Genomic DNA, 21,524 nt, shown 5'->3' with positions numbered 1-21,524 from the left:
CGTCACACACCGTCGACCGCCGGACTGCCGCCGTCCGCCGAACGGGGACTGTCGGGCTGCGCCACGGGCACGGAGACTGACGCACCGTGAGCAGCTGCACGGGGGGTACGACGAGGTGACCGACGGTGTCACGGATACCGGCGCCGAGGTGACGGCCGAGGACGTACGCGACGACGAGACGACCCGATCCGGGGACGCGGTCCTCCCGGCCGGACCCGTTCCCGAGGCCGTGCTCCCTGCGACGACGGCCGCCGGACTGCCGCAGCGGGCCCCGCGCGGCGGCGACGGCGCCCGCAGCGTCGAGCACACCGTCGAGGACCTGGTGGGCCGCCTCGCCGCGGCCGAGCACGCCCGCGACGCCGCCGAGCGCCGGGCCGAGGCACTCGCCGCCGCCCTGGAGGACGCCCGGTCCCGGCCCGCGGAGACCTTCGGCATGCGCGCGGACAAGGTGCTGCGGATGGCCGAGCACGAGGCCGCGATGCGGCGGCGCACCGCCGAGACCGAGGCCGCGCAGCTGGTGGACGCCGCCCGCGACGAGGCCGCCCGGATCGTCGACGACGCCCGCGCGGAGGTCGACCGGCTGCGTGCGGCCGGGGTGGCCGCGCGGCGGGACAGCGAGCTCGTCGCGGACACCGCGGCGGCGATGCACGCCCACGTGTCCGCGCTGCGCTCGTCGGTGCGCGAGGAGATCGCCCGGCTGCACGGGATGCTGGGGTCCGAGCTCGGCAGGCTCGACGCGCCCGCCCGCGCCGCGCGCGGCGCCGACCAGGGCGAGCGTGTCCGGCGCCCGGTGGGCGGTCCGGCGCACGCCCTGCGGACCGGGGAGGCCCCCGGGGTCGACGGGGCCCCCGTCGCCGACGCCGCCGTGGTCGAGGACCACGACGAGGAGGCCGTCGACCTCCCGGCGGTGGTGCTGCCCGAGCAGCGGGAGCCGGAGCCGGAGCCGCCGGCCGATGCGGCCCCGGCGACCGGCACCGCCGCCGGCACCGAGGGCAGCGGGCAGCGGACGTCCTGACCCCGCCCCGGAGCGCGACGGCGCGGAGCACGGGACAGCACGGTGTGACGGGGGTTACGGTGCGCCGGTGACCCCCGCCGAGCCCGACCCGCGCCGGCGCGTCCCCCGGACCGACGTCGTCCTGGCCGACCCGGCGCTGGCCGGGGCCGCCGCACGGTTGGGCCGGCCGCGGGTCAAGCGCGCCGTCGTCGCGGCGCAGCAGGACGCGCGGGCGGGCCGGATCGCGCCCGAGGAGGTCGCCGCCGTCGCCGGGGCGGCGCTGCCCGCCGCCGCGACCGGGATCCGGGCGGTCCTCAACGCGAGCGGTGTCCTGCTGCACACCAACCTGGGCCGGGCGCCGCTCTCGGCCGCCGCCGTCGACGCGCTGGGGGTGGCCGCGGGCACCTGCGACGTCGAGCTGGACCTGGCCACCGGGCGGCGCGGGCCGCGCGGCACGGACGCGCTGGCCGCGCTGCGCGACGCCGTCCCGGGTGCGGGGGCGGCCTGGGTCGCGAACAACGGCGCCGCCGCACTCGCGCTGGTCTGCGCCGCCCTCGCCGGCACCGGTCGCGAGGTCGTGGTCTCCCGGGGCCAGCTCGTCGAGATCGGCGACGGCTTCCGCATCCCCGAGCTGATCGAGTCCACCGGGGCCCGGCTCCGCCCGGTCGGCACCACCAACCGCACCCACCTGCGCGACTACGCCGGCGCGATCGGCCCGGACACCGCGTTCCTGCTGGTGGTGCACCCGTCGAACTTCGTGGTGACGGGGTTCGTCTCGGCCGTCGGGGTCCGGGAGCTGGCCGGGCTGGGGCCACCGGTCGTCGTCGACATCGGGTCCGGGCTGCTGACCCCGCACCCGCTGCTGCCCGACGAGCCCGACGCCGCGGGCACCCTCGCCGACGGCGCCGACCTCGTCACCGCCTCCGGGGACAAGCTGCTCGGCGGACCGCAGGCCGGTCTGCTCCTCGGCGGCGGGGACCGCGGCGCCGCCCTGGTCGAGCGGGTGCGGCGCTTCCCGCTGGCCCGGGCGATGCGCGTCGACAAGCTGACCCTCGCGGCGCTGGAGGCGTCGGTGGCCGGTCCGCCGACGCCCGTCCGGGAGTTCCTCGACGCCGACCCGGCCGCGCTGCGGGCGCGGGCCGACGCGCTCGCCGCGGCCCTGGCCGCCGACGGGATCGACGCGACCGCGGCGGACACCGTCGCCGGGGTCGGCGGGGGCGGCGCACCCGGGGTGGAGCTGCCCAGCGCCGCGGTCGCGCTGCCCGAGCGGTACGCGGCCGCGCTGCGCGCCGGTGACCCGCCGGTGCTGGGCCGGGTCGCCGACGGGCGCTGCCTGCTCGACCTGCGGGCGCTGCCGCCGTCGGCGGACGCGACGCTGGCCGGGGCCGTGCGCGCGGTGCCCGTGCGTCCGGAGGACTGAGCCGTGCACGTGCTCTGCACCGCGGGCCACGTCGACCACGGCAAGTCCACGCTGGTCCGGGCGCTGACCGGGATGGAACCCGACCGGTACGCCGAGGAACGCCGCCGCGGGATGACCATCGACCTGGGCTTCGCGTGGACCGAGGTGCCGGGGGCGGGCACGGTCGCGTTCGTCGACGTCCCCGGGCACGAACGCTTCGTCGCCACGATGCTCGCCGGGGCCGGTCCGGTCCCGGCAGCGCTGTTCGTCGTCGCCGCGGACGAGGGCTGGATGCCCCAGTCGGGGGAGCACGCCGACGCGCTCGCGGCCGCGGGCGTCACCGACGGGCTGCTCGTGGTCACCCGCTCCGACCTGCTCGACCCCGAGCTGGCCCTCGACGACGCCCGCGCCGCGCTCTCCGCCCGCGGCCTCGGCGGCTGGCCCTCGGTCGCCGTCTCGGCCCGCACCGGCACCGGTCTCGACGCGCTGCGCGGCGCGCTGGCCGCGCTCACCGCCCGGCTGCCCGCACCCGACCCGGACGGGCCGGTGCGGCTGTGGGTGGACCGGGCGTTCACCGTCCGCGGGGCCGGGACGGTCGTCACCGGCACGCTGCGCAGCGGCACCGTGCGCCCCGGCGACACCCTGGAGCTCGACGGCGCCGCCGGCCGGGCACCGGTGACCGTGCGCGGGGTGCAGGAGCTCGGCGAGCCGGTCGACGCCGCCGCCGCGGTCGCGCGGGTCGCGCTGAACCTGCGGGGCGTCCCCCGCGACCGGGTCGACCGCGGCGACGCGCTGCTCGGCCCGGGGGCGTGGGCGGTGACCGGGGAGGCCGACGTCCGGCTGCACGGGGTCGGCGGGCCGGTGCCGCTGCCGTCGTCGCCGGTCGGGCTGACCCTGCACGTCGGCTCGGCGGCCGTGCCGGTGCGGGTCCGCCCGCTCGGTCCCGGACCGGCGGGCGGCGAGCCGGTCGTGCGGCTGACCCCGGCACGGCCACTGCCGCTGCGGATCGGGGACCGGGCGGTGCTGCGTGACCCGGGTGCCGGACGGATCGTGGCCGGGGTGACGGTGCTGGACCCGGCACCGCCGCCGTTGCGCAGGCGCGGCGCGGCCCGGCGCCGGGCCGACGAGCTCGCCGGGGCCGGGGCCGTCCCCGACGCCGACGCCGAGCTCGCCCGGCGCGGCACCGTCCGGGCCGACGACCTGGTGCGCTGGGGCGTGCCCGCCGGCGAGGTGGCCGCGCTCGCGGCCCGGGTCCCCGGCGCGGCGGGCCGGCTGCTGCACCCGGCCGCCGCCTCGTCGTCGGCCGCCGCACTGGCCGTCGCCGTCGCCGCGCACGACGCCGAGGACCCCCTCGACCCCGGGCTGCCGCTCGCCGCGGCCCGGCGCGCCGCGGGGCTGCCGGACGTCGCACTGGTGGAGGCCGTGCTGTCCGCCGTCGGCGGGGCCGGTCTCGTCCTGCGCGACGGGCGGGTGCGGGCCGCCGCGGACGCCGGCCCGCCCGCCGCGCTGCGCGACGCCGCGGCCCGCGTGCGCGCCGACCTCGACGGGGCCCCGTTCGCCGCGCCGGGGGCGGCCCGGCTCGCGGAGCTGGGGCTCGGGCCGCGGGAGCTGGCGGTGCTCGACCGGGCCGGGGAGCTGCTGCGGGTGGCCCCGGAGGTCGTGCTCGGCCCCGACGCGCCGGAGCGGGCGGTCGCCGTGCTCGGCGGGCTCGACGGCGCGTTCACCGTCTCCGCCGCCCGGGAGGTGCTCGGCAGCAGCCGCCGCGTCGTCGTGCCGCTGCTGGAGCTGCTGGCCCGCAGGGGCCTCACCGTGCGGATGCCCGACGGGACACATCGCCTGCGCTGAGCGGGCTCCGAGTGGCGACGCCGTGCCGCGGTGCCTACCGTCGACCCAATGACCGACCCCCGTCCGCCCGCCGCCGGCACCACCGACGGCTCGGGCGGGACGTCTCCCGATGTCACCGACACCTGCGACGGGCTGCGGCTGGAGACCTCCCGGCCCGCGGACGGGACGGTCGTCGTCGCGGTGACCGGTGAGCTGGACATGCTGACCGCGCCGGAGCTGCGGCACGCGGTGGCCGAGCAGATCTCGGCGGCCTCGCTGGTCGTGCTGGACCTCGACGGGGTCCGTTTCCTCGGCACCTCCGGGCTGGCGGCGCTGATCGAGCTGCGGGAGCAGGCACACCGGGCCGGGGTCGAGCTGCGTCTGGCGTGCACCGAGCGGCGTGTCCTGCGCCCGATCGGCATCGCCGGGCTGCACCATCTGTTCGACATCCACGACGACGTGCAGGCCGCACTCGACTCCTGAGAAAGTGACCTGAGTCACATCTCGGCGTGCCCGGATCCACCCGACGGCCCGGCGCCGCTCGCGGCGCGTAGGTGCGTGGCGGTGTCGTGAACAGGGGCGATGCCCGGTCCGTCCGACCGGGCGGCCGGCCCCGGACACCTCGCACGGCCCGTCGCTAGCACCGATCCCGACATCGCGCAGGTTTGATCTCGAACCCCCTCGGGAACCGGGGTGAGGAGCCAACCCGGTCCTCCCGGGCCCCGAGCGACGAGGTGAGCACGTGAGCGACGTTTCCCGGCTTCCCGGCCCGATGGACGACGTGTGGCAGTGGCAGCGACTGGGTGCGTGCCGCGGCATGGACAGCGCCGTGTTCTTCCACCCCGACGGGGAGCGCAACCCCTCCCGGTCGCGTCGCACCGAGCGCGCGAAGCAGGTCTGCCGAGGATGTCCCGTGCTGCAGGAGTGCCGTCGCTTCGCGCTGGCCAGCCGTGAGCCGTTCGGCGTGTGGGGCGGGCTGGGCGAGTCCGAGCGCCGCGCCATCATCGAGCGTCGCGACGCCGAGCGCATCGTCGCCGAGCAGGGCCCCGGCCTCGCCGCCGTCGTCTGACGGACCACGTACGACGGATCTCCGATCCGGCACGGCCCGCCCGGGATCCGGGCGGGCCGTTCTGCTGCGCGGGCCGTTCCGACCGCTCGGCGGCTCGGCCGGCGTCACACCGCCGAGGGCAGCGCCTCCGGCTCCGGGACGTCCTCCGCGAGGGGCCCGGCGGGCCGGTAGGGCAGCACCGGCAGGCCGTAGACCCGGGCGACGCGGCGCACCGCGCGGCGGACCACCTCGATCTCCGGGTCGTCCACCGGCCCGGCGGCGGCCGGGGCCACGCACCAGGTGTCGTCGTCGGGGTCGAACCCGACCAGCTCCGAGAGCGCCGCGACGAGGTCCGCCTCGTCGCCGTCCTGCACCGCCCAGCGCAGCCCGAGCCGGTGCACCCGCACCCGCTCGACCGGCAGCGCCTCGACCGGCACGTCCTCGGTGTCGTCCTCGGCCGCCAGCAGCTCCCGCGCCTCGGCCGGTGTCAGCGGGCGCCGGGTGGGGGCCGGGTCGTCCCGCACGACCAGCAGGTCGGTCTCCCCCGCCTCACCGGAGAGCGCCGCGAGCGGGCCCCCCGCACGGGCGGACTCCGCCGCGGTCAGTGCCACCGCGACCAGCCTCCGCGGTCGCGTCGTCCCCTGCCTCACGCTCGCCCCCGTCGATCCCACACGTCGTCGTCCCTCGAGTACAACGCCCGGATCCCCGATTCGGGCGCCGATTACCCACCCGGACGGACGAGTGGGGTCACCCGGTCCACGAGCGGGAGACGACCCCCTGTCCGGAACCCACGGACGGCGCCGACCGCAACAACGCCGTGACCTCGGCCCGCCCACCGGTAGCGCGGATGGGCCGGGCGGTCGAACGGCGCAGGCCCGCCGCCGGGCGGGGCACCGCCGGTGAGCGGCCGCCCCGGACGGTCGAACCCGGACGCCCGACGCGGCCGGAGCGGTCGACTCCGCCGGCCGGGGCCGCCGACACGGGAGACCGGCCGCCGATCGGGTCGGCCGGTGCGGCCGATCGGGGCGGTCGGCGCAGCCGGTCGACCGGACCGTCAGGCCGGGTGGTCCAGTCGGATCGCGAGCAGGGCGATGTCGTCGTCGAGCCGGTCCGGCAGACACACCTCGAGCACCCGCTCCACCACCCGCTCCGGGTCGGCGTCGGACGGCAGCTCCTCCAGCGTGCGCTCGATGAGCTCGGTGCGGGCGTCGGCGTCCTCACCGACGATGTCGGTCAGCCCGTCGGTGTAGAACACGAGCAGCGACCCGGCGGCACACGGGACCGTGGCGCCACCGCGGTGCGCCCCGGCGGCCCGCCCGAACTCCGGGACCGCGCCGAGCATCGGCGAGTGGTGCGCGTCGAGTCGGTGCAGCCGGCCCTGCGGGTCGCGCAGCAACGGCGGCGGGTGCCCGGCGTTGGCGTAGGTCAGCTCGCGTCCGCCGTCGGGGCCCGCCGGCCCGAACCGGGCGTACACCGCGGTCGCCATCGCGGCGATGTCCAGGCCCTGCACCAGCTGGTCGCAGCGGTCGAGCACCGGCCCGGGCGCATCCCCGCCCCAGGCGTAGGAGCGCAGCACACCGCGCAGCTGCCCCATCGCGGCCGCCGCCGACAGGTCGTGCCCCACGACGTCGCCCACCGCGGCGCCGACCGAGCCGTCCGGCATCGGCAGCACGTCGTACCAGTCCCCGCCCACCTGGTTGCCGTCCGCGCCGACCAGGTAGCGGGCCGCGACCCGCATCCCCGGGACCTGCGGCAGCGCCGGGAGCAGGCTGTGCTGCAGGGTCGCCGCCGCGGCCCGCTCCACCTCGTAGAGCCGGGCGTTGTCGACGGCCAGCCCGGCGCGGCCCGCCAGGTCCGAGGCCAGGTGCACGTCGCGCTGGGTCCAGCGACGGCCGTAGGGGAACTGGGTGGACAGCGTCACCAGGCCGAGCACCCGGCCGCGGCCGAGCAGCGGGACGACCATCGCCGAGCGGATCCGCAGCCGCTCGTAGGCCTCGGCCGCCTCCGGGTCGTCGGGGTAGACCTCGCGGCCGTCGTCGGGCAGCTCCTGCACCAGGTACGGCTTGCCGGTCCGCACCGCGGTCTCGGCCTGCTGCTCGATCCGCACGGCCCCCAGTGGACCGGACCGCGACAGCAGCGCCTCGTCGTCGGCGTCGCGGGCGGCGACGGCCATCCGTTCGCGGGTCGCCCCGTCGGGGGTGTCGAGCAGGTCCACCGTGCACAGGTCGGCCAGCTCCGGCACCACGATCCGGGAGAAGCGGCGGCAGGCGTCGGCCACGTCGAGCGCCGTCGTCATCTGGGTGGTCGCCTCGGCCAGCAGCCGCAGCTGGGCCCGCGCGGCCTCGGCGTCGGCGAGCGCCGCCCGCCGCTCCTGCTCGACGACGACCCGCTCGGTGACGTCGCTCTGCACGCCGACGAAGTTGACCAGCTCGCCGTCGCCGTCGTGCACCGGCGAGATGGACACCTGGTTCCAGAAGGCGGTGCCGTCGCGCCGGTAGTTGAGCAGCACCTCGGTGATCGCCCGCCGTTCCCGCAGCGCCTCGCGCACCCGGCGGACCGCGGACCGGTCGGTGTTGGGGCCCTGCAGGAACCGGCAGTTGCGCCCGACGACCTCGTCGAGGGGGTACCCGGTCAGCCGTTCGAACGACGGGTTCACCCAGGCCAGCGGGTCGTCCTCACGCTGCGGGTCGGAGATGGTGAACGACATCTCGGTGGCGAGCACCGCACGGTCGCGCAGGAACCCCATCCGGTCGCGGTCCTCGCCCTGGCCGACCTCGGAGTCCGACAGCGGCAGCAGCACGGCCAGCGCCCGGCCGGGCCCGGTGGCCGAGGCCTGCGCGAACGTGCCCTGGCCCTGGGCACCCGGGTCCGCCAGCGCGAACCCGGTCACCCAGACCAGGGTGCTGGACGCCGTGGCCCCCTCCCCCGGGACCGGGACGCCGTCGCGGTCGGGCATCAGCCCCGGCCCGTGCAGCGCGACCGGCTCGCCGGACACCGCCTCGCCGGAGGCGATCCGGGCCAGCGGGGACCCCTCGCCGGTGTACGGACGGCCGTCCAGGTCGGTCAGCCGCGCGGCCTCGCTCCACTCGCGGACCCCGATGGGCAGCCGCACCGGGCGGTCACCGGCCAGCTCCAGCGCGGTGGTGTTGGCGTAGACGATCCGCCGCTCGGAGATGTCGATCATCAGGACGGCCACCTGTGCCCCGCCGCGCACGTGCGGCATGGCCGGGGTGCTCGGCTGCTCCCCGAAGGACTCCACCGAGGTCGCGACCGCCTGGTCGACGGCCCGGTCCACCGCGTCGCCGGGGGGACCGGCCGGGGCGTCGGGGCCGAGATCGGAGTACCGCGTCACCCGGGCGAGCCTAAGGGCAGGCGCCGTGCCGGGCCCGCCGAGCCCGGCCGGTATCGTCGGGCCCGGTCTCCTGTCGTGGGTGGACCGGACCCGGCGCGGGCCAGGACGGCCCCGCCGCGACCCCGGTGCGTCGTGCGGCGCGAGAAGACACCTGCCCGTCGAGAGCACGGCGGCGCTCCGCAACGCTTCCGCGCCGCCCGGCGCCCGACACGGAGGTGATCACCCTGCCCGGATCCGCGCCGGCGCAACCGTCCCGGGGGGACGGGGACGCCGAGCTGGACGGCACCGACTCCGCCCACCTCGGCGTCGGCTTCTCCTCACCGCGCAGCGGCCTGACCGTGCTCACCGTGCGCGGCGAGGTCGACACCCTGACCGCACCGCGTCTCGAGACCGCCCTCGACGAGCTGCTGGACCTCGCCCCCGACGGCGACGGCCGCGACCTCGCCGTGGACCTGGAGGGCGTCACGTTCCTCGCCTCCAGCGGCCTCGGCGTGCTCATCCACACCGCCCGGCGGGCCGCCCGGGACGGACGGCGGCTGTTCGTCGTCGCCACCAACCGGGCCGTGCTCCGGCCGCTCGAGGTCACCGGCTCCGCCCAGCTGTTCACCGTCCTGCCCGACCAGGAGGGCATTCCCGGCGCCTGAGCGGGCACCCGGTCCTGCACACCCCCGCCGGAGGCGACATGATCCGGCCCGACACCCCCGTCGCACGAAAGGACTCGTCAGCGTGGCCCAGGAGGACGTGGCAGGCACGGCGCACGGCGCCGGCACCGACAACACCGTCCAGATCAGGGTCGCGGCGCGGCCCGCGCTGATCCCCACGGTCCGTGCGGTGGCCTCCGACCTCGCCGCACGCGCGGACTTCGACCTGGACGCGGTCTCCGATCTGCGGATGGCCGTCGACGAGGCGTGCGCGACGCTGGTCGCGATGGCCGCCCCCGGCTCGCCGCTGCGGTGCACCTTCGCCGTCTCCGACGAGCGGATCGAGGTCGCCGCCCGGGTCGAGACCGGCACCGGTGCGCAGCTGCCCACCGACTCCTTCGGCTGGCGGGTCCTGCAGACCCTGGCCGACCACGTCGCCGTCGAGTCCGGTGAGGAGGACGGCGGGCGCCCGGCCCTCACCATCCGCCTGCACAAGCTCGCGGGTCACGGGCTGTGACGTGACGTCGGACCCTCAGTACGCCCACCTCACCCCGCTGCTCGAGCAGTACGCGGGTCTCGACGACGGCGACCCCCGCCGGGACCGGCTGCGCGAGCAGCTCGTCACCGGCTACCTGCCCGTCGCCCAGCACATCGCCCGCCGGTTCAACCACCGCGGCGAGCCCCTCGACGACCTCGTGCAGGTCGCGACGGTCGGGCTGATCAACGCCATCGACCGGTTCGACCCGGAGAAGGGCGGCGAGTTCTTCTCCTTCGCCGTGCCCACGATCTCCGGTGAGGTGCGCCGGCACTTCCGGGACCAGAGCTGGTCGATGCGGGTGCCGCGACGGCTCAAGGACATGCACGTGTCGATCAACGGCGCGGTGTCCGAGCTGTCCCAGACCCTCGGTCGCGCGCCCCGCCCCTCGGAGCTCGCCGAGTACCTCGACCTGCCCGTCGGCGAGGTCCTGGAGGGACTGGAGGCCGCCGAGGCCTACCGCAGCTCCTCGCTCGACGAGATGCTGTCGTCGGAGGACGGCAGCGCCACCGTCGGCGAGCTGGTCGGTGACGCCGACGCCGAGCTCGATCGGGTCGACTACCGCGAGTCGCTGCGCCCACTGCTCGCCGAGCTGGCGCCCCGCGAGCGGACCATCGTGATGCTGCGGTTCTTCGGCAACCGCACCCAGACCCAGATCGCCCAGGAGGTCGGCATCTCCCAGATGCACGTCTCCCGGCTGCTCGCGCAGACCCTGTCGCGGCTGCGCAACCGGCTCGACCCGGAGGACCGCACCTTCTGACGCCCGGGCCGCGCGGCGGCGCCGTGCCCCGTCCGCGAGGATCGGGGCGGGACCGGCGCACCGTCCGGGCCCGGAGCGGGGAGGTAGGAGATGAGCGTGCCGGAACACGTGCTGGTGGTCGGCGCAGGACTGGCCGGGCTGCGCACGGTGGAGAACCTGCGCCGGGACGGTTACGAGGGCCGGATCAGCCTGGTGGGCGCCGAGGAGCACCTCCCCTACGACCGCCCGCCGCTGTCCAAGCAGTTCCTGGCCGGTGAGTGGGAGCGCACCAAGGTCGACCTGTGCACCGCCGAGGACCTCGACGAGCTCGGCGTGCGCACCCACCTCGGCCGCTCCGCGGTCGCCCTGCGGCCCGCCGGGGACCCGGCCGACGGCTCCGAGGTCGAGCTCGACGACGGCACCGTGCTGCACGCCGACGCCGTCGTCCTCGCCGTGGGGGTCACCTCCCGGGTGCTCGACGACCAGCCCGACTCCGCGCACCTGCTGCGCGCCGTCGACGAGTCCGAGCAGCTGCGCGACGCGCTGGCCTCGGCGTCGTCGCTGCTCGTGGTGGGTGCCGGGTTCATCGGGGCCGAGGTCGCGAGCACCGCCCGGGACCGGGGTGTCACGGTCACCGTGGTCGAGACCGGCACCGTGCCGATGGCGCGGCTGCTGGGCGAGCAGGCCGGCGCGGTGGTGGCCCGGCTGATGAGCGACGCCGGGGTCGACCTGCGCACCGGGGTGTCGGTGGCGGAGCTGACGGACGCGGGCGCCACGCTCTCCGACGGGTCGACGGTGACGGCCGACGAGATCGTCGTCGGCGTCGGCGGGATGCTCGACCTGGGCTGGCTGGAGGCCACCGGCGTCGACGTCGCCGACGGCATCCCCTGCGACCACCGTGGCCGGGTCGACGGGCTGCCCGGGGTGTGGGCGGCGGGCGACGCCGCCGCCTGGACCGACCCGGACACCGGCGAGCGCACCCGGCTGGAGCACTGGACCTCGGCGAGCGATCAGGCCGCCGCGGTCGCCGCGGACATCACCGGCACGACCCCGCCGCCCGCCGCGGTGCCGTTCTTCTGGTCCGACCAGTTCGGCATGAAGATCCAGCTCGTCGGGCGGCCGGACCGCGCGGACTCGCTGCTGCCGCTGCACGGCGAGGGTCTCGACGACGGCCCGGTGAAGGGCACGGTGCTCGGCTACCTGCGCGGCGACGACCTCGTCGCCGTCGCCGGGTTCGGCGCGGCCCGGCTCGTCGCCCGCTACCGCCGCCCGCTGGCCGAGGGCGCCGACCGCGCCGCGACGCTGGAGCTGCGCGACTCGCTGTCCTGACACACGAACGCCCGGCCGGTGCGTACACCGGCCGGGCGTGCGTGACGTGCAGGCGGTCTAGCGGAAGATCGAGCGGACGATCGCCAGCCCGACCAGCGCGCCGACCGCGATCAGCGAGTACTTGACCTTCGGGTCGGCGAGCCGCTCCGCGAGCTGCTCCTTGCCGCCCTCGATGAGGTTCTTCGGGTTCGCCCGGTCCGCCAGGGCGTCCAGACTCTCGGCCAGCGCGTCCCGGGTCTTCTCGATCTCGCGCTGGATGTTCTCGGGGTCGCGGGCCACCACGTCCACCTCCGGTTCGGCCGGTACGCGTCCGCGCCCGGGACTCCTGCTGCTCGCGCCCGACGCTGCCCCGACACCGACGTCCGGGCACCGCGAGCGGCGTGGCACACACCGTAGCCACCGCACGGCCCGGTCCGCGCGCCCGGCCACCGGCGCGCCGCCGATCGGGTCGGCCCGACGGTCGTCCGCGCCGCATCCGTCCACAACCGGCCGGTACGTCCACAGGCACCGCACTCGGGTCCGCGGCCCGCCCGGCGGGTGGCACGCTGATCGTCATGAGCACACGGCTGCAGGCGGGCGACACCGCCCCCGACTTCACCCTCGACGACGCCGACGGCACGGCCGTCTCCCTGGCGGACTACCGCGGCCGCAAGGTCGTCGTCTACTTCTACCCAGCGGCGAGCACCCCGGGCTGCACGAAGGAGGCCTGCGACTTCCGCGACAACCTCGCCGAGCTGAACGGTGCGGGCATCGACGTGCTGGGCATCTCCCCCGACAAGCCCGCCAAGCTCGCGACCTTCCGCGACAACGAGAAGCTGACCTTCCCGCTGCTGTCCGACCCGGACCGCGGGGTCCTCACCGCCTGGGGCGCCTTCGGCGAGAAGAAGCTCTACGGCAAGACGGTCACCGGGGTCATCCGGTCCACCTTCCTGGTCGGCGAGGACGGCACGATCGTCGACGCGCAGTACAACGTGAAGGCGACCGGGCACGTGGCGAAGCTGCGCCGGGACTGGAAGGTCTGATGCCCGTCCGGCCGGCGGGCGCGGGATGAGCGGACGTGCCCCGCGCCCGCCGGTGGACCGACGAGGAGCTGGTCGCGGCGGTGGCGGCGGCGCGGACCCTGGCCGAGGTGTGCCGAGCCCTCGGGCTGCGCCCGGGTCGCTACGACCGGCTGCGCGCCCACATCGCACGGGTGGGCGCCGACGCGAGCCACCTGCCGGGCCCGGTGGAGGGCCGCCGACGCCACCACTGGACCGACGACGACCTGGCCGCGGCCGTACGCGATGCGGAGACGGTGTCGGCCGTCCTGTGCCGTCTCGGCTACGCCCCCAGCGGCGGGATGCACCGGCTGGTCGTCGGGCACATCCGGCGTCTGGGACTCGACACCACCCACTTCCGCGGCCAGGCGTGGTCACGCGGACGATCGACGGCGACCCGGGCCCCACGCCCGTTGTCCGAGGTGCTCGTCCGGAACTCGCCGATGCGCAACACCGGTCACCTGCGCAAGCGCCTCGTCGCCGCCGGGCTGAAGGAGGCCCGGTGCGAGCTGTGCGGGCTGGACCGGTGGCGGGACCATCCGTTGCCGCTGCAGCTGGACCACGTCAACGGTGACCACACCGACAACCGGCTGGAGAACCTCCGTATCCTGTGCCCGAACTGCCACGCCCAAACGACGACGTGGTGTGTCCGCAAGAGCCGGCCGGCGTAGCCCAACGGCAGAGGCACGGTCTTTAGGTGGCCGCGAGTGCGGGTTCGAATCCCGCCGCCGGCACGCGTCGCGTCGCCCGCCTCACCCGGCGGGCGGCGCGGTCCCGGCCGGCTCCGCGCCCCCGGGCGCGACGCCGTCGGCCTCGTCCGGCAGCGGCCGCCGGGCGGCGAGCAGCACCCCACCGAGCCCGAGCACCGCGCAGATCCCGGAGACCAGCAGCAGGGCCGGCGGTACGTGCCCGGTCACGGCGTCGCCGAGCGCGACGACGGCGATGGTGCTCGGCGCCGACCCGATCACGGTGCCGACCAGGTAGGGCCAGAACCGCACCTGGGACAGCCCGGACAGGTAGTTGAGCACCGCGAACGGCACCATCGGGATCAGCCGCAGCGACGTCACCGCCAGCACGCCGTGGTGGTCGAGCCTGCGGCGCACCCACACCGCACGCGGGTGGCCGGCGTAGCGGGCGACGAGCCGCCCGCCGGTGGCCCGGACGAGCGCGAACGCCACCACCGCGGACAGCGCGGTCGCGAACAGGGTCAGCGCCGCACCGCCGACGGCGCCGAACAGCACCCCGGCGGACACGGTGAACACCGTCCGGGGGAAGGGCGGGACGTTCAGCGCGACCTGGAGCAGCACGAACACGACCGGACCCCAGATCCCGGCGGCCTCCACGGCCCGGCGCAGCTCACCGAACCGGGGGACGGCGGACAGCCCCAGGGACCGGGCCACGAGTACGACGAGTGCGGCCGCGAGCACCAGCCCGAGGCAGCCCAGCAGAAACCGCCACCACCGCACGGAGATCACGGTACCGAGACCCGCACCGGTGCCGTCGGCCGCGGTCGTCGCACGTGACCGGGCTCCCCCGTGTGCGCCGCCGGCCGCGGCCGACCGCGTGGCCGGGCACCTCCGGGCGCGCCGCCGGGCGCGGCCGGCGCAGGTGCCGCCGGGGCCGGCCGTGAGAGGCTGCCGACCATGAGCGACTCGGGTATCGACCCCGCCGAACTGGACGCCGACGGGCTGGCCGTGCGCCGCGAGGTCCTCGGCTCGGACTACGTCGACGCGGCGCTGGGCCGCGTCGACGACACGACCGCGGACTTCCAGAAGCTGATCACCCGCTACGCCTGGAACGAGATCTGGACCCGCCCCGGGCTGGAGCGCCGGATGCGCTCGGCGGTGACGCTGACCGCGCTCGTCGCGCACGGGCACTGGGAGGAGTTCGAGCTGCACGTGCGGGCGGCCCGGCGCAACGGCCTGACCCGCGACGAGATCGTCGAGATCATCCTGCAGACCGCGATCTACTGCGGGGTCCCGGCGGCGAACTCGGCGTTCCGCATCGCGCAGCGCGTCCTGGCCGAGCCCGCTCCCGAGTAGTCCTCAGCCGTCGGCGAGCAGCGCCTGCAGGTGCGGGACGAGCGCGCGCAGCGCGGTCCCCCGGTGCGAGGCGGCGTCCTTCTCCTCGGCGCTGAGCTCGGCCGAGGAGCGGCCGTCGCCCTCCGGGGCGAAGATCGGGTCGTAGCCGAAGCCGTTCTCCCCCCGCGGGTCGCGCAGCAGGGTGCCGCGCCACGTCCCGTGCACCACGGTGCGCCCGGGCACGGAGGCCTCCGCGTCGGGGCCGCCGGTGCCGTCGGTGCCGCCGGAGGCGGGGTCGGAGTCGAGGCCGGCGGCGGCCGCGTCGGGCGTCACGAGCGCGGCGGCGCACACGAACGCGGCGCCGCGGCGCTCGTCGGGGACGTCGGCGGTCTGCCCGAGCAGCAGCTGCAGGTTGGCCTCGTCGTCGCCGTGCCGGCCGGACCAGCGGGCGGAGAAGATGCCCGGCATGCCGTTCAGGGCGTCGACGGTGATGCCGGAGTCGTCGGCGATCGCGGGCAGCCCGGTCGCGGCGGCGGCGTCGCGGGCCTTGGCGAGCGCGTTCGCGGCGAAGGTCGCTCCGGTCTCGGGGGCCTCCGGGAACTCGGGGACGTCGGCGAGCCCGACGATCTCCACCCCGGAGAGCCCGGCGGCCTCGGTGATCCGGCGCAGCTCGACGAGCTTCTTGGCGTTGCGGGTGGCGAGCAGGATCTTCACGCCTCGCCCTCCCCCGCGGTGTCCGGGGCGTCGGCGGCGGCCTGCGCGGCGATCTTCGGGTGCGGTGCGGCGAGCACCTCGACCTGCAGGCGGGCCAGCTCGGCGATCCCGGCGAGCGCGGAGTCGAGCATGGCGTCGAGGGTCGAGCGGGAGAACGTGGCGCCCTCGCCGGTGCCCTGGACCTCGATGAGGGTGCCGGTCTCGGTGGCGACGACGTTCGTGTCGACCTCGGCCCGCGAGTCCTCCTCGTAGGGAAGGTCGAGCCGGACGCGGCCGTCGACGACGCCGACCGACACCGCGGCGACCTGGCAGGAGATCGGCTTGGGGTCGGACAGCTTGCCCTGCTCGCCGAGCCAGGTGACGGCGTCGCACAGGGCGACGTAGGCGCCGGTGATGGCCGCGGTGCGGGTGCCGCCGTCGGCCTGCAGGACGTCGCAGTCGATCGCGATCGTGTTCTCGCCGAGCGCGCGCAGGTCGATGCAGGCGCGCAGGGACCGGCCGATCAGCCGGGAGATCTCGTGGGTGCGGCCGCCGATCCTCCCCTTCACCGACTCCCGCGACGAGCGGGTGTCGGTGGCCGAGGGCAGCATCGCGTACTCGGCGGTGACCCAGCCGAGGCCGGATCCCTTCCGCCAGCGCGGTACCCCGTCGGTGACGCTGGCGGCGCACAGCACCTTCGTGTCACCGAACTCCACCAGCACCGATCCCGCGGGGTGCTTCTGGAAGCCCCGGGTGATGGTCACCGGCCGCATCTCGTCGTCGGTCCGGCCGTCGGCCCTGCCCTCTGTTCGTGTCACCCGGCCATCGTAGGAAGCCGGTTCAGACCTCGAACACCGCGTCGGGCCGGGCGAGCTCGACGGTCCCGCCGAAGGCCGCCTTGGCCTCGGCGCCGAGGGACTCGCGGTCGAACCAGGCCGGGACGTGGGTGACGACCAGGCGCCGGGCCCCGGCGGCCGCGGCGTGCTCGCCCGCCTCCCGTCCGGACAGGTGCACCCCGGGCGGTCCGGCCTCGGCGTGCGGCCAGCTGGCCTCGCAGAGCAGCAGGTCGGCGTCGCGGGCGGCCTCGACGAGCCCGGGGCAGGCGGCGGTGTCCCCGGAGTAGGTCAGGACCCGGCCGCGGTGCTCGAGCCGCAGCGCGTAGGCGGGGCAGACGTGCACGACCTCGTACGCGGTGACGGTGACGGCGTCCTCGCCGGTGCCGACGGTGAACGGCTCCCCCACCACGAGGTCGTGGAAGGAGAAGACGTCGGTGAGGTCGGTGCGGGCGTAGTCCTCCTCGGTGACGGCGTCGGCGCGGGCGAAGCGGGTGTGCGCACCGGCCGGGGCGTGCACGGCCAGCTTGCGCGCGGTCGCGTCGAACGGGGGCCGGGGGTGGTAGCGACGGTGCACCACCAGCGACGGGAAGTCCGAGCAGTGGTCGGGGTGCAGATGGCTGAACACCGCGGCGTCGAGGGAGAACGGGTCGGCGTGCCGTTGCAGGGCGCCGAGGGTGCCGTTGCCGAGGTCGAGCGTGAGGCGGGTCGCCCCGGCCTCGACGAGGTAGCCCGATGCCGGGGACTCGGGTCCGGGGCCGCTGCCGGAGCACCCGAGAACGATCAGCCGCATGCGCGACCCTAACCCGTTCGTGAGGTACGCCGCAGCCACCAGAGCCCGACGAACGGCAGCACCAGCGGGACGAAGCCGTAGCCGGCGCCGAAGTGCGACCAGACCGTCTCGCGGGGGAAGTCGGCGGGGACGAACGTGGTGAACGCGCCGACGGCGAGCACGCCGACGAGTTCGAAGACCACGGCGGACCAGGCGAGGCGGCGGAAGCCGGGGCCGGTGCCCGCCAGACCGACGGTGGCCAGGATGTAGACGAAGCCGGCGAGCGCGGACAGCGAGTACGCGAGCGGCGCCTCGCCGAAGCGTTCGGCGATCTGCACGCCTGCCCGCGCCGAGGCCGAGAGCGCGAAGATGCCGTAGACGGCGATGAGGATGCGGCCGGGGCCGGTGGCGGTGGCGCGGGGCTCAGGCACCGGGCACCCCCGGGATCCACAGGCCCTGCAGGCGCAGCACGGCGACGAGCGTCCCGATCGCGCCGACGGCGATCACGGCGCCGCCCCAGCGGCTCGGCTCGGCGGTGGCGAACTGCAGTGCGATCACCGGGACGCAGACCGCGACGGCGAGGTAGATGAGGAAGGTCGACTGCTCGGGCAGGGTGACCCCGCCGAGCAGGACCCGGTACGCCGCGATCGCCGCCTGCACGACGATGAGCGCCACACAGATCCCGACGGCGACGGTGTGCACCCGGCTCGGGGGCCGGTTCAGCGCCGTCGTGACCAGACCGAACAGCGCGGTGGCCGAGAGCGCCACGGTGATCACCAGGACGAGCGTTCCGATCACGGCGGGAACGCTACCCCCCGCTCCCGGTACGGCGCGGAGGACCCGCCCGTCGCGGCCGGTGGTCAGGCGGACGGGAGCGCGGCGCCCGCGCGGCCCACGACCGAGCCGATCTCGGGGCCCAGGAAGCGGCGGCCGAGCCGGGCGAAGGGTTCCGGGTCGCCGGTGGCGAGGAAGCGGTGCGGCGCGGGCGGGGTCGTGTCGTCGCGCAGCAGGTCGTGCGCGTGCAGGGTCCGGACCAGGGTGCGGGCGGTCTCGTCGGCCGAGGACACCAGCGTCACGTCCGGGCCGAGGACGATCTCCAGCACCCCGGACAGCAGCGGGTAGTGGGTGCAGCCGAGGACGACGGTGTCGACGCCGGCGCGCTGCAGCGGCTCCAGGTACCCCTGGGCGACGCCGAGGACCTGGCGTCCGCTGGTGGTGCCGCGCTCGACGAAGTCGACGAACCGGGGGCAGGCCACCGAGGTGATCTCGGTGTCGCGGGCGGCGTCGAAGGCGTCGGCGTAGGCGCCCGAGGCGATGGTCGCGGCGGTGCCGATGACCCCGATCCGGCCGTTGCGGGTGGTGGCGACGGCGCGGCGCACGGCCGGGCGGACGACCTCGACCACCGGCACCGGGTAGCGCTCGCGGAAGTCGGCGAGACAGGCCGCCGAGGCGGAGTTGCAGGCGATGACCAGGGCCTTGACCCCGGAGTCGACGAGCTCGTCGCCGATCGCGAGCGCGAGGCGCCGGATGTCGGCGAGCGGGCGCGGCCCGTAGGGGCTGTGCGCGGTGTCGCCGACGTAGACGATCTGTTCGGCGGGCAGCAGGTCGATGACCGAGCGGGCGACGGTGAGCCCGCCGACGCCCGAGTCGAAGATCCCGATCGGTGCGTCGATACCGGGTGCGTCGCTCACACCCGCGAGGGTAGGCGGTCCGCCTTGGCGACCCAGTAGGCGGCGACGACTCCGCCGATCGCGCCGAACAGGTGGCCCTGCCAGGAGACCATCGGGTCCGAGGGCAGGACGCCCCAGAGGATCGACCCGTAGATCAGGAACAGCACGATCGCGAGCAGGATCTGTCTGCCGTTGCGGGCGTAGAAGCCGCGGGTGAGCAGGAACAGGAACCAGCCGAACACGATGCCGGAGGCGCCGAGGACCGGGGCGGGCGAGGTCAGCCAGACGCCGAGCCCGCTGACCAGCCAGATCGTGGCGGTGACGGCGACCCACTGGACGGGGCCGCCGGACATCGCGAGGAACCCGAAGATCAGGAACGGGAGGCTGTTCGCGGCGAGGTGGCCGTAGTCGGCGTGCAGCAGCGGCGCGGTGAGGATCCCGGACAGCCCGTCGACGTCGCGGGGGTAGATCGCCGCCGCGGAGTCGACCATGCCGCCGGAGGCCTGGTCGACCGCCTCGATCACGTAGAGCGCGGCGGTGAACGCCAGCATGATCACCGCGGCGCGCACCGGCGCGGGCGGCAGCACACGGGCGGGGCGGCCGTCCGGGAGTGCGGTCATGTCACCCACGGTACCGGCACGGCCGCCCGTTATGCCTGTTGTGCCCGGTTCAGGCCCAGAGGTGGCCGTCGATGCCCTGCGCTGCGGTCCCCAGGTCACCGGAGTAGGCACCGGTGGACAGGTACTTCCAGCCGCCGTCGCAGACGATCATGACGACGTCGGCGCGCTGCCCGGCGTCGAGCGCCTTGTTCGCGACGCCGAGTGCGGCGTGCAGGATCGCGCCGGAGGAGATCCCGGCGAAGATGCCCTCCTGCTCCACGAGCTGGCGGGTGCGGCGCAGCGCGTCGTAGGAGCCGACCGAGAACCGGCCGGTCAGCACGGTCTCGTCGTAGAGCTCCGGGACGAAGCCCTCCGACAGGTTCCGCAGGCCGTAGACGAGCTCGCCGTAGCGGGGCTCGGCCGCGACGACCTGCACGTCGGGCTTGTGCTCGCGCAGGTAGCGCCCGGCGCCGACGAGGGTGCCGGTGGTGCCGAGCCCGGCGACGAAGTGGGTGATCGACGGCAGGTCCCGCAGGATCTCCGGGCCGGTGCCGCGGTAGTGCGCGTCGGTGTTGGCCGGGTTGCCGTACTGGTAGAGCATCACCCAGTCCGGGTGCTCGGTGGCGAGCTGCTTGGCGACGGCGACGGCCTGGTTCGACCCGCCCGCCGCCGGCGAGGAGATGATCTGCGCGCCGTACATGGCGAGCAGCTGCCTGCGCTCCTCGGAGGTGTTCTCCGGCATCACGCAGATGATCTCGTAGCCCTTGAGCTTCGCGGCCATCGCGAGCGAGATCCCGGTGTTGCCCGAGGTGGGCTCCAGGATCGTGCAGCCGGGTGTGAGCAGCCCCTGCTTCTCGGCGTCCTCGATCATCGCCAGCGCGGGCCGGTCCTTGATCGAGCCGGTGGGGTTGCGGTCCTCCAGCTTCGCCCACAGCCGCACGTCCTCCGACGGCGACAGGGACGGCAGCCCGACCAGCGGGGTGTCGCCGACGGCGTGCAGCAACGAGTCGTAACGCACGGGTTCTCCTCACACGACGGCACCGGGCGGGGACGCCGCCCGGTGCCGGGGTCCGGTGGGGCTCAGCGACCGCCGGCCACGGCCGGGAGGATCGTGAACGTGGAGGACTCCTTGACCGGGGCCTCCAGGCCGCCGGCGAAACGGATGTCCTCGTCGTCGACGTAGATGTTGACGAAGCGGTGCAGCTTGCCGTCGGTGATCAGACGGTCCTTGATGCCGCTGTGCCGCGACTCCAGGTCGTCGATGACCGCCGAGACGGTGTCGCCCTTCGCCTCGACGGTCTTCTCACCGTCGGTGTGCGTGCGAAGGATGGTGGGGATGGAGACGGAGACGGCCATCTCGGTGATCACTCCTGGTGGGTCGCTCTGGCGTGGATTTCTCACGCGCGACAACGCGGCCGGAGTACGGCGACATTCCCGCGCGACCTCCGGCGCGGGTGCGCGAGAGGGTCGATCAGGCCCGGTCGGGCACGTCGTCGGAGCCGGTGTGGGAGAACATGTAGGACTCCACGACCGCCAGCTCGTCCTCCACGACCTCGCCGTCGGCGAGGTGGTAGGAGCGCACCTCGGGCTCGGCGTCGGCGGTGGCGAGGCCCACGATCAGCCAGTGCTGGTCGGGGGTCCACTCCATCTGGGCGACGTCCTTGGGCGACGGGTAGGCCTCGGGCAGGCCGGTGTGCGCCACCGGCCGCCGCGGCAGCCGCGTGTGGGAGTGGACGACGAGCATGCGGCGCTCACCGGCCGCGTCCAGCTCGCGCTCCAGGCGGATGTCCTCGGCCGGGGAGAAGGCGAAGTCGCTCGCCACCTCGTCGGCGTTGGTCATCGGCACGTAGCGCTCGGGGTGCTCGCCGGTCTCGGGACCGACGAGCTGCCCGCACGACTCGACCGGGAAGTCCCGGCGGGCGTGCGCGACGAGCGCATCGACGAGGTCGGACCGGAGGACGAGCACGACCCGAGGATACGCGGCCCCGGCCGCGGGACCGAACACCCGCCGGGCGGGAACCGGCCGTTCACGCACTCG

General features: G+C 75.8%; 26 protein-coding genes and 1 tRNA gene. 13 read left to right on the top strand and 14 right to left on the bottom strand.

Translation table 11 applies throughout. From position 1 onward, the window contains the following. Positions 1 to 115 precede the first annotated feature (115 nt). The 5 genes from KPL57_RS39125 to KPL57_RS39105 all read left to right on the top strand — a co-directional run bounded on the left by KPL57_RS39125 (position 116) and on the right by KPL57_RS39105 (position 5,286). Positions 116 to 1,015, top strand: coding sequence for a hypothetical protein (locus KPL57_RS39125; protein WP_226355523.1), 900 nt, complete (start codon positions 116 to 118; stop codon positions 1,013 to 1,015). 67 nt (positions 1,016 to 1,082) lie between these two features. Beyond that, the gene (gene selA, locus KPL57_RS39120; RefSeq protein WP_226355522.1) at positions 1,083 to 2,414 is read left to right on the top strand and encodes an L-seryl-tRNA(Sec) selenium transferase; all 1,332 of its coding nucleotides are present in this window, start codon (positions 1,083 to 1,085) and stop codon (positions 2,412 to 2,414) included. 3 nt (positions 2,415 to 2,417) lie between these two features. Next, positions 2,418 to 4,238, top strand: a complete 1,821-nt coding sequence (locus KPL57_RS39115) for a selenocysteine-specific translation elongation factor (protein WP_226355521.1) — start codon at positions 2,418 to 2,420, stop codon at positions 4,236 to 4,238. Between the two features lie 48 nt (positions 4,239 to 4,286). Then, positions 4,287 to 4,700 (top strand): STAS domain-containing protein, encoded by a 414-nt coding sequence (locus tag KPL57_RS39110; protein WP_062400770.1) that lies wholly within the window; start codon positions 4,287 to 4,289, stop codon positions 4,698 to 4,700. A 259-nt stretch (positions 4,701 to 4,959) separates the two neighbouring features. Next, positions 4,960 to 5,286, top strand: coding sequence for a WhiB family transcriptional regulator (locus tag KPL57_RS39105; protein ID WP_060710891.1), 327 nt, complete (start codon positions 4,960 to 4,962; stop codon positions 5,284 to 5,286). A gap of 104 nt (positions 5,287 to 5,390) precedes the next feature. On the opposite strand, the gene KPL57_RS39100 is transcribed toward KPL57_RS39105, so the two are convergent. Continuing rightward, positions 5,391 to 5,876 carry a hypothetical protein gene (locus KPL57_RS39100; protein ID WP_226355520.1) on the bottom strand — a complete coding sequence of 162 codons (486 nt, stop codon included), beginning with the start codon at positions 5,874 to 5,876 and terminating at the stop codon, positions 5,391 to 5,393. Positions 5,877 to 6,319: 443 nt separating this feature from the next. Then, positions 6,320 to 8,617 (bottom strand): SpoIIE family protein phosphatase, encoded by a 2,298-nt coding sequence (locus KPL57_RS39095; RefSeq protein ID WP_226355519.1) that lies wholly within the window; start codon positions 8,615 to 8,617, stop codon positions 6,320 to 6,322. A 215-nt stretch (positions 8,618 to 8,832) separates the two neighbouring features. Between KPL57_RS39095 and KPL57_RS39090 the strand changes: the two genes are divergently transcribed. The 4 genes from KPL57_RS39090 (at position 8,833) to KPL57_RS39075 (ending at position 11,861) form a co-directional block, all read left to right on the top strand. After that, a complete protein-coding gene (locus tag KPL57_RS39090) occupies positions 8,833 to 9,261 on the top strand; it encodes an STAS domain-containing protein (protein ID WP_226355518.1) in 429 nt (142 codons plus the stop codon). A gap of 82 nt (positions 9,262 to 9,343) precedes the next feature. Beyond that, a complete protein-coding gene (locus KPL57_RS39085) occupies positions 9,344 to 9,775 on the top strand; it encodes an ATP-binding protein (protein WP_226355517.1) in 432 nt (143 codons plus the stop codon). Between the two features lies 1 nt (position 9,776). Continuing rightward, complete coding sequence (locus KPL57_RS39080) at positions 9,777 to 10,553, top strand: SigB/SigF/SigG family RNA polymerase sigma factor (RefSeq protein ID WP_226355516.1); 777 nt, start codon at positions 9,777 to 9,779, stop codon at positions 10,551 to 10,553. A gap of 90 nt (positions 10,554 to 10,643) precedes the next feature. Continuing rightward, positions 10,644 to 11,861 carry an NAD(P)/FAD-dependent oxidoreductase gene (locus tag KPL57_RS39075; protein WP_226355515.1) on the top strand — a complete coding sequence of 406 codons (1,218 nt, stop codon included), beginning with the start codon at positions 10,644 to 10,646 and terminating at the stop codon, positions 11,859 to 11,861. A 57-nt stretch (positions 11,862 to 11,918) separates the two neighbouring features. On the opposite strand, the gene KPL57_RS39070 is transcribed toward KPL57_RS39075, so the two are convergent. Beyond that, positions 11,919 to 12,140 carry a DUF3618 domain-containing protein gene (locus KPL57_RS39070; RefSeq protein WP_062404273.1) on the bottom strand — a complete coding sequence of 74 codons (222 nt, stop codon included), beginning with the start codon at positions 12,138 to 12,140 and terminating at the stop codon, positions 11,919 to 11,921. Positions 12,141 to 12,415: 275 nt separating this feature from the next. Here KPL57_RS39070 and bcp point away from each other — a divergent pair, with 275 nt between their 5' ends. The 3 genes from bcp to KPL57_RS39055 all read left to right on the top strand — a co-directional run bounded on the left by bcp (position 12,416) and on the right by KPL57_RS39055 (position 13,632). After that, positions 12,416 to 12,883: a thioredoxin-dependent thiol peroxidase gene (bcp, locus tag KPL57_RS39065; RefSeq protein WP_305080701.1), complete on the top strand. Its 468-nt coding sequence runs from the start codon at positions 12,416 to 12,418 to the stop codon at positions 12,881 to 12,883. Between the two features lie 35 nt (positions 12,884 to 12,918). Further along, complete coding sequence (locus KPL57_RS39060; RefSeq protein WP_226355514.1) at positions 12,919 to 13,569, top strand: HNH endonuclease signature motif containing protein; 651 nt, start codon at positions 12,919 to 12,921, stop codon at positions 13,567 to 13,569. Then, positions 13,560 to 13,632, top strand: a tRNA-Leu gene (locus KPL57_RS39055). Before KPL57_RS39060 ends, KPL57_RS39055 begins: the two co-directional genes overlap by 10 nt. Before the next feature lie 18 nt (positions 13,633 to 13,650). On the opposite strand, the gene KPL57_RS39050 is transcribed toward KPL57_RS39055, so the two are convergent. Further along, positions 13,651 to 14,364 carry a TVP38/TMEM64 family protein gene (locus KPL57_RS39050; protein WP_226355513.1) on the bottom strand — a complete coding sequence of 238 codons (714 nt, stop codon included), beginning with the start codon at positions 14,362 to 14,364 and terminating at the stop codon, positions 13,651 to 13,653. A gap of 177 nt (positions 14,365 to 14,541) precedes the next feature. Here KPL57_RS39050 and KPL57_RS39045 point away from each other — a divergent pair, with 177 nt between their 5' ends. After that, positions 14,542 to 14,940, top strand: coding sequence for a carboxymuconolactone decarboxylase family protein (locus KPL57_RS39045; RefSeq protein WP_062404267.1), 399 nt, complete (start codon positions 14,542 to 14,544; stop codon positions 14,938 to 14,940). A gap of 3 nt (positions 14,941 to 14,943) precedes the next feature. On the opposite strand, the gene KPL57_RS39040 is transcribed toward KPL57_RS39045, so the two are convergent. The 10 genes from KPL57_RS39040 to KPL57_RS38995 all read right to left on the bottom strand — a co-directional run bounded on the left by KPL57_RS39040 (position 14,944) and on the right by KPL57_RS38995 (position 21,452). Then, positions 14,944 to 15,633, bottom strand: coding sequence for a non-canonical purine NTP pyrophosphatase (locus KPL57_RS39040; RefSeq protein WP_226355512.1), 690 nt, complete (start codon positions 15,631 to 15,633; stop codon positions 14,944 to 14,946). Further along, entirely contained in the window at positions 15,630 to 16,430 is an 801-nt protein-coding gene (gene rph, locus KPL57_RS39035; protein WP_226355511.1) for a ribonuclease PH, read from the bottom strand. Before rph ends, KPL57_RS39040 begins: the two co-directional genes overlap by 4 nt. Before the next feature lie 22 nt (positions 16,431 to 16,452). After that, a complete protein-coding gene (locus tag KPL57_RS39030) occupies positions 16,453 to 17,238 on the bottom strand; it encodes an MBL fold metallo-hydrolase (protein WP_226355510.1) in 786 nt (261 codons plus the stop codon). Positions 17,239 to 17,246: 8 nt separating this feature from the next. Next, positions 17,247 to 17,648, bottom strand: coding sequence for a hypothetical protein (locus KPL57_RS39025; protein WP_073576166.1), 402 nt, complete (start codon positions 17,646 to 17,648; stop codon positions 17,247 to 17,249). Continuing rightward, positions 17,641 to 18,015, bottom strand: coding sequence for a hypothetical protein (locus KPL57_RS39020; RefSeq protein WP_073576167.1), 375 nt, complete (start codon positions 18,013 to 18,015; stop codon positions 17,641 to 17,643). The genes KPL57_RS39025 and KPL57_RS39020 overlap by 8 nt, the downstream gene beginning before the upstream one ends. 62 nt (positions 18,016 to 18,077) lie before the next feature. Then, a complete protein-coding gene (gene murI / locus KPL57_RS39015) occupies positions 18,078 to 18,908 on the bottom strand; it encodes a glutamate racemase (protein WP_062400757.1) in 831 nt (276 codons plus the stop codon). Further along, positions 18,905 to 19,507 carry a rhomboid family intramembrane serine protease gene (locus KPL57_RS39010; RefSeq protein ID WP_226355509.1) on the bottom strand — a complete coding sequence of 201 codons (603 nt, stop codon included), beginning with the start codon at positions 19,505 to 19,507 and terminating at the stop codon, positions 18,905 to 18,907. Before KPL57_RS39010 ends, murI begins: the two co-directional genes overlap by 4 nt. 49 nt (positions 19,508 to 19,556) lie before the next feature. Beyond that, entirely contained in the window at positions 19,557 to 20,504 is a 948-nt protein-coding gene (locus KPL57_RS39005) for a PLP-dependent cysteine synthase family protein (protein ID WP_226355508.1), read from the bottom strand. A gap of 62 nt (positions 20,505 to 20,566) precedes the next feature. Beyond that, positions 20,567 to 20,842 carry a MoaD/ThiS family protein gene (locus KPL57_RS39000; RefSeq protein ID WP_226356660.1) on the bottom strand — a complete coding sequence of 92 codons (276 nt, stop codon included), beginning with the start codon at positions 20,840 to 20,842 and terminating at the stop codon, positions 20,567 to 20,569. A gap of 115 nt (positions 20,843 to 20,957) precedes the next feature. Next, entirely contained in the window at positions 20,958 to 21,452 is a 495-nt protein-coding gene (locus tag KPL57_RS38995; protein WP_226355507.1) for a Mov34/MPN/PAD-1 family protein, read from the bottom strand. Between the last annotated feature and the right edge of the window lie 72 nt (positions 21,453 to 21,524).

Source organism: Pseudonocardia sp. ICBG601, from assembly GCF_020496245.1.
This window is presented reverse-complemented; position numbering and strand designations above follow the sequence as displayed.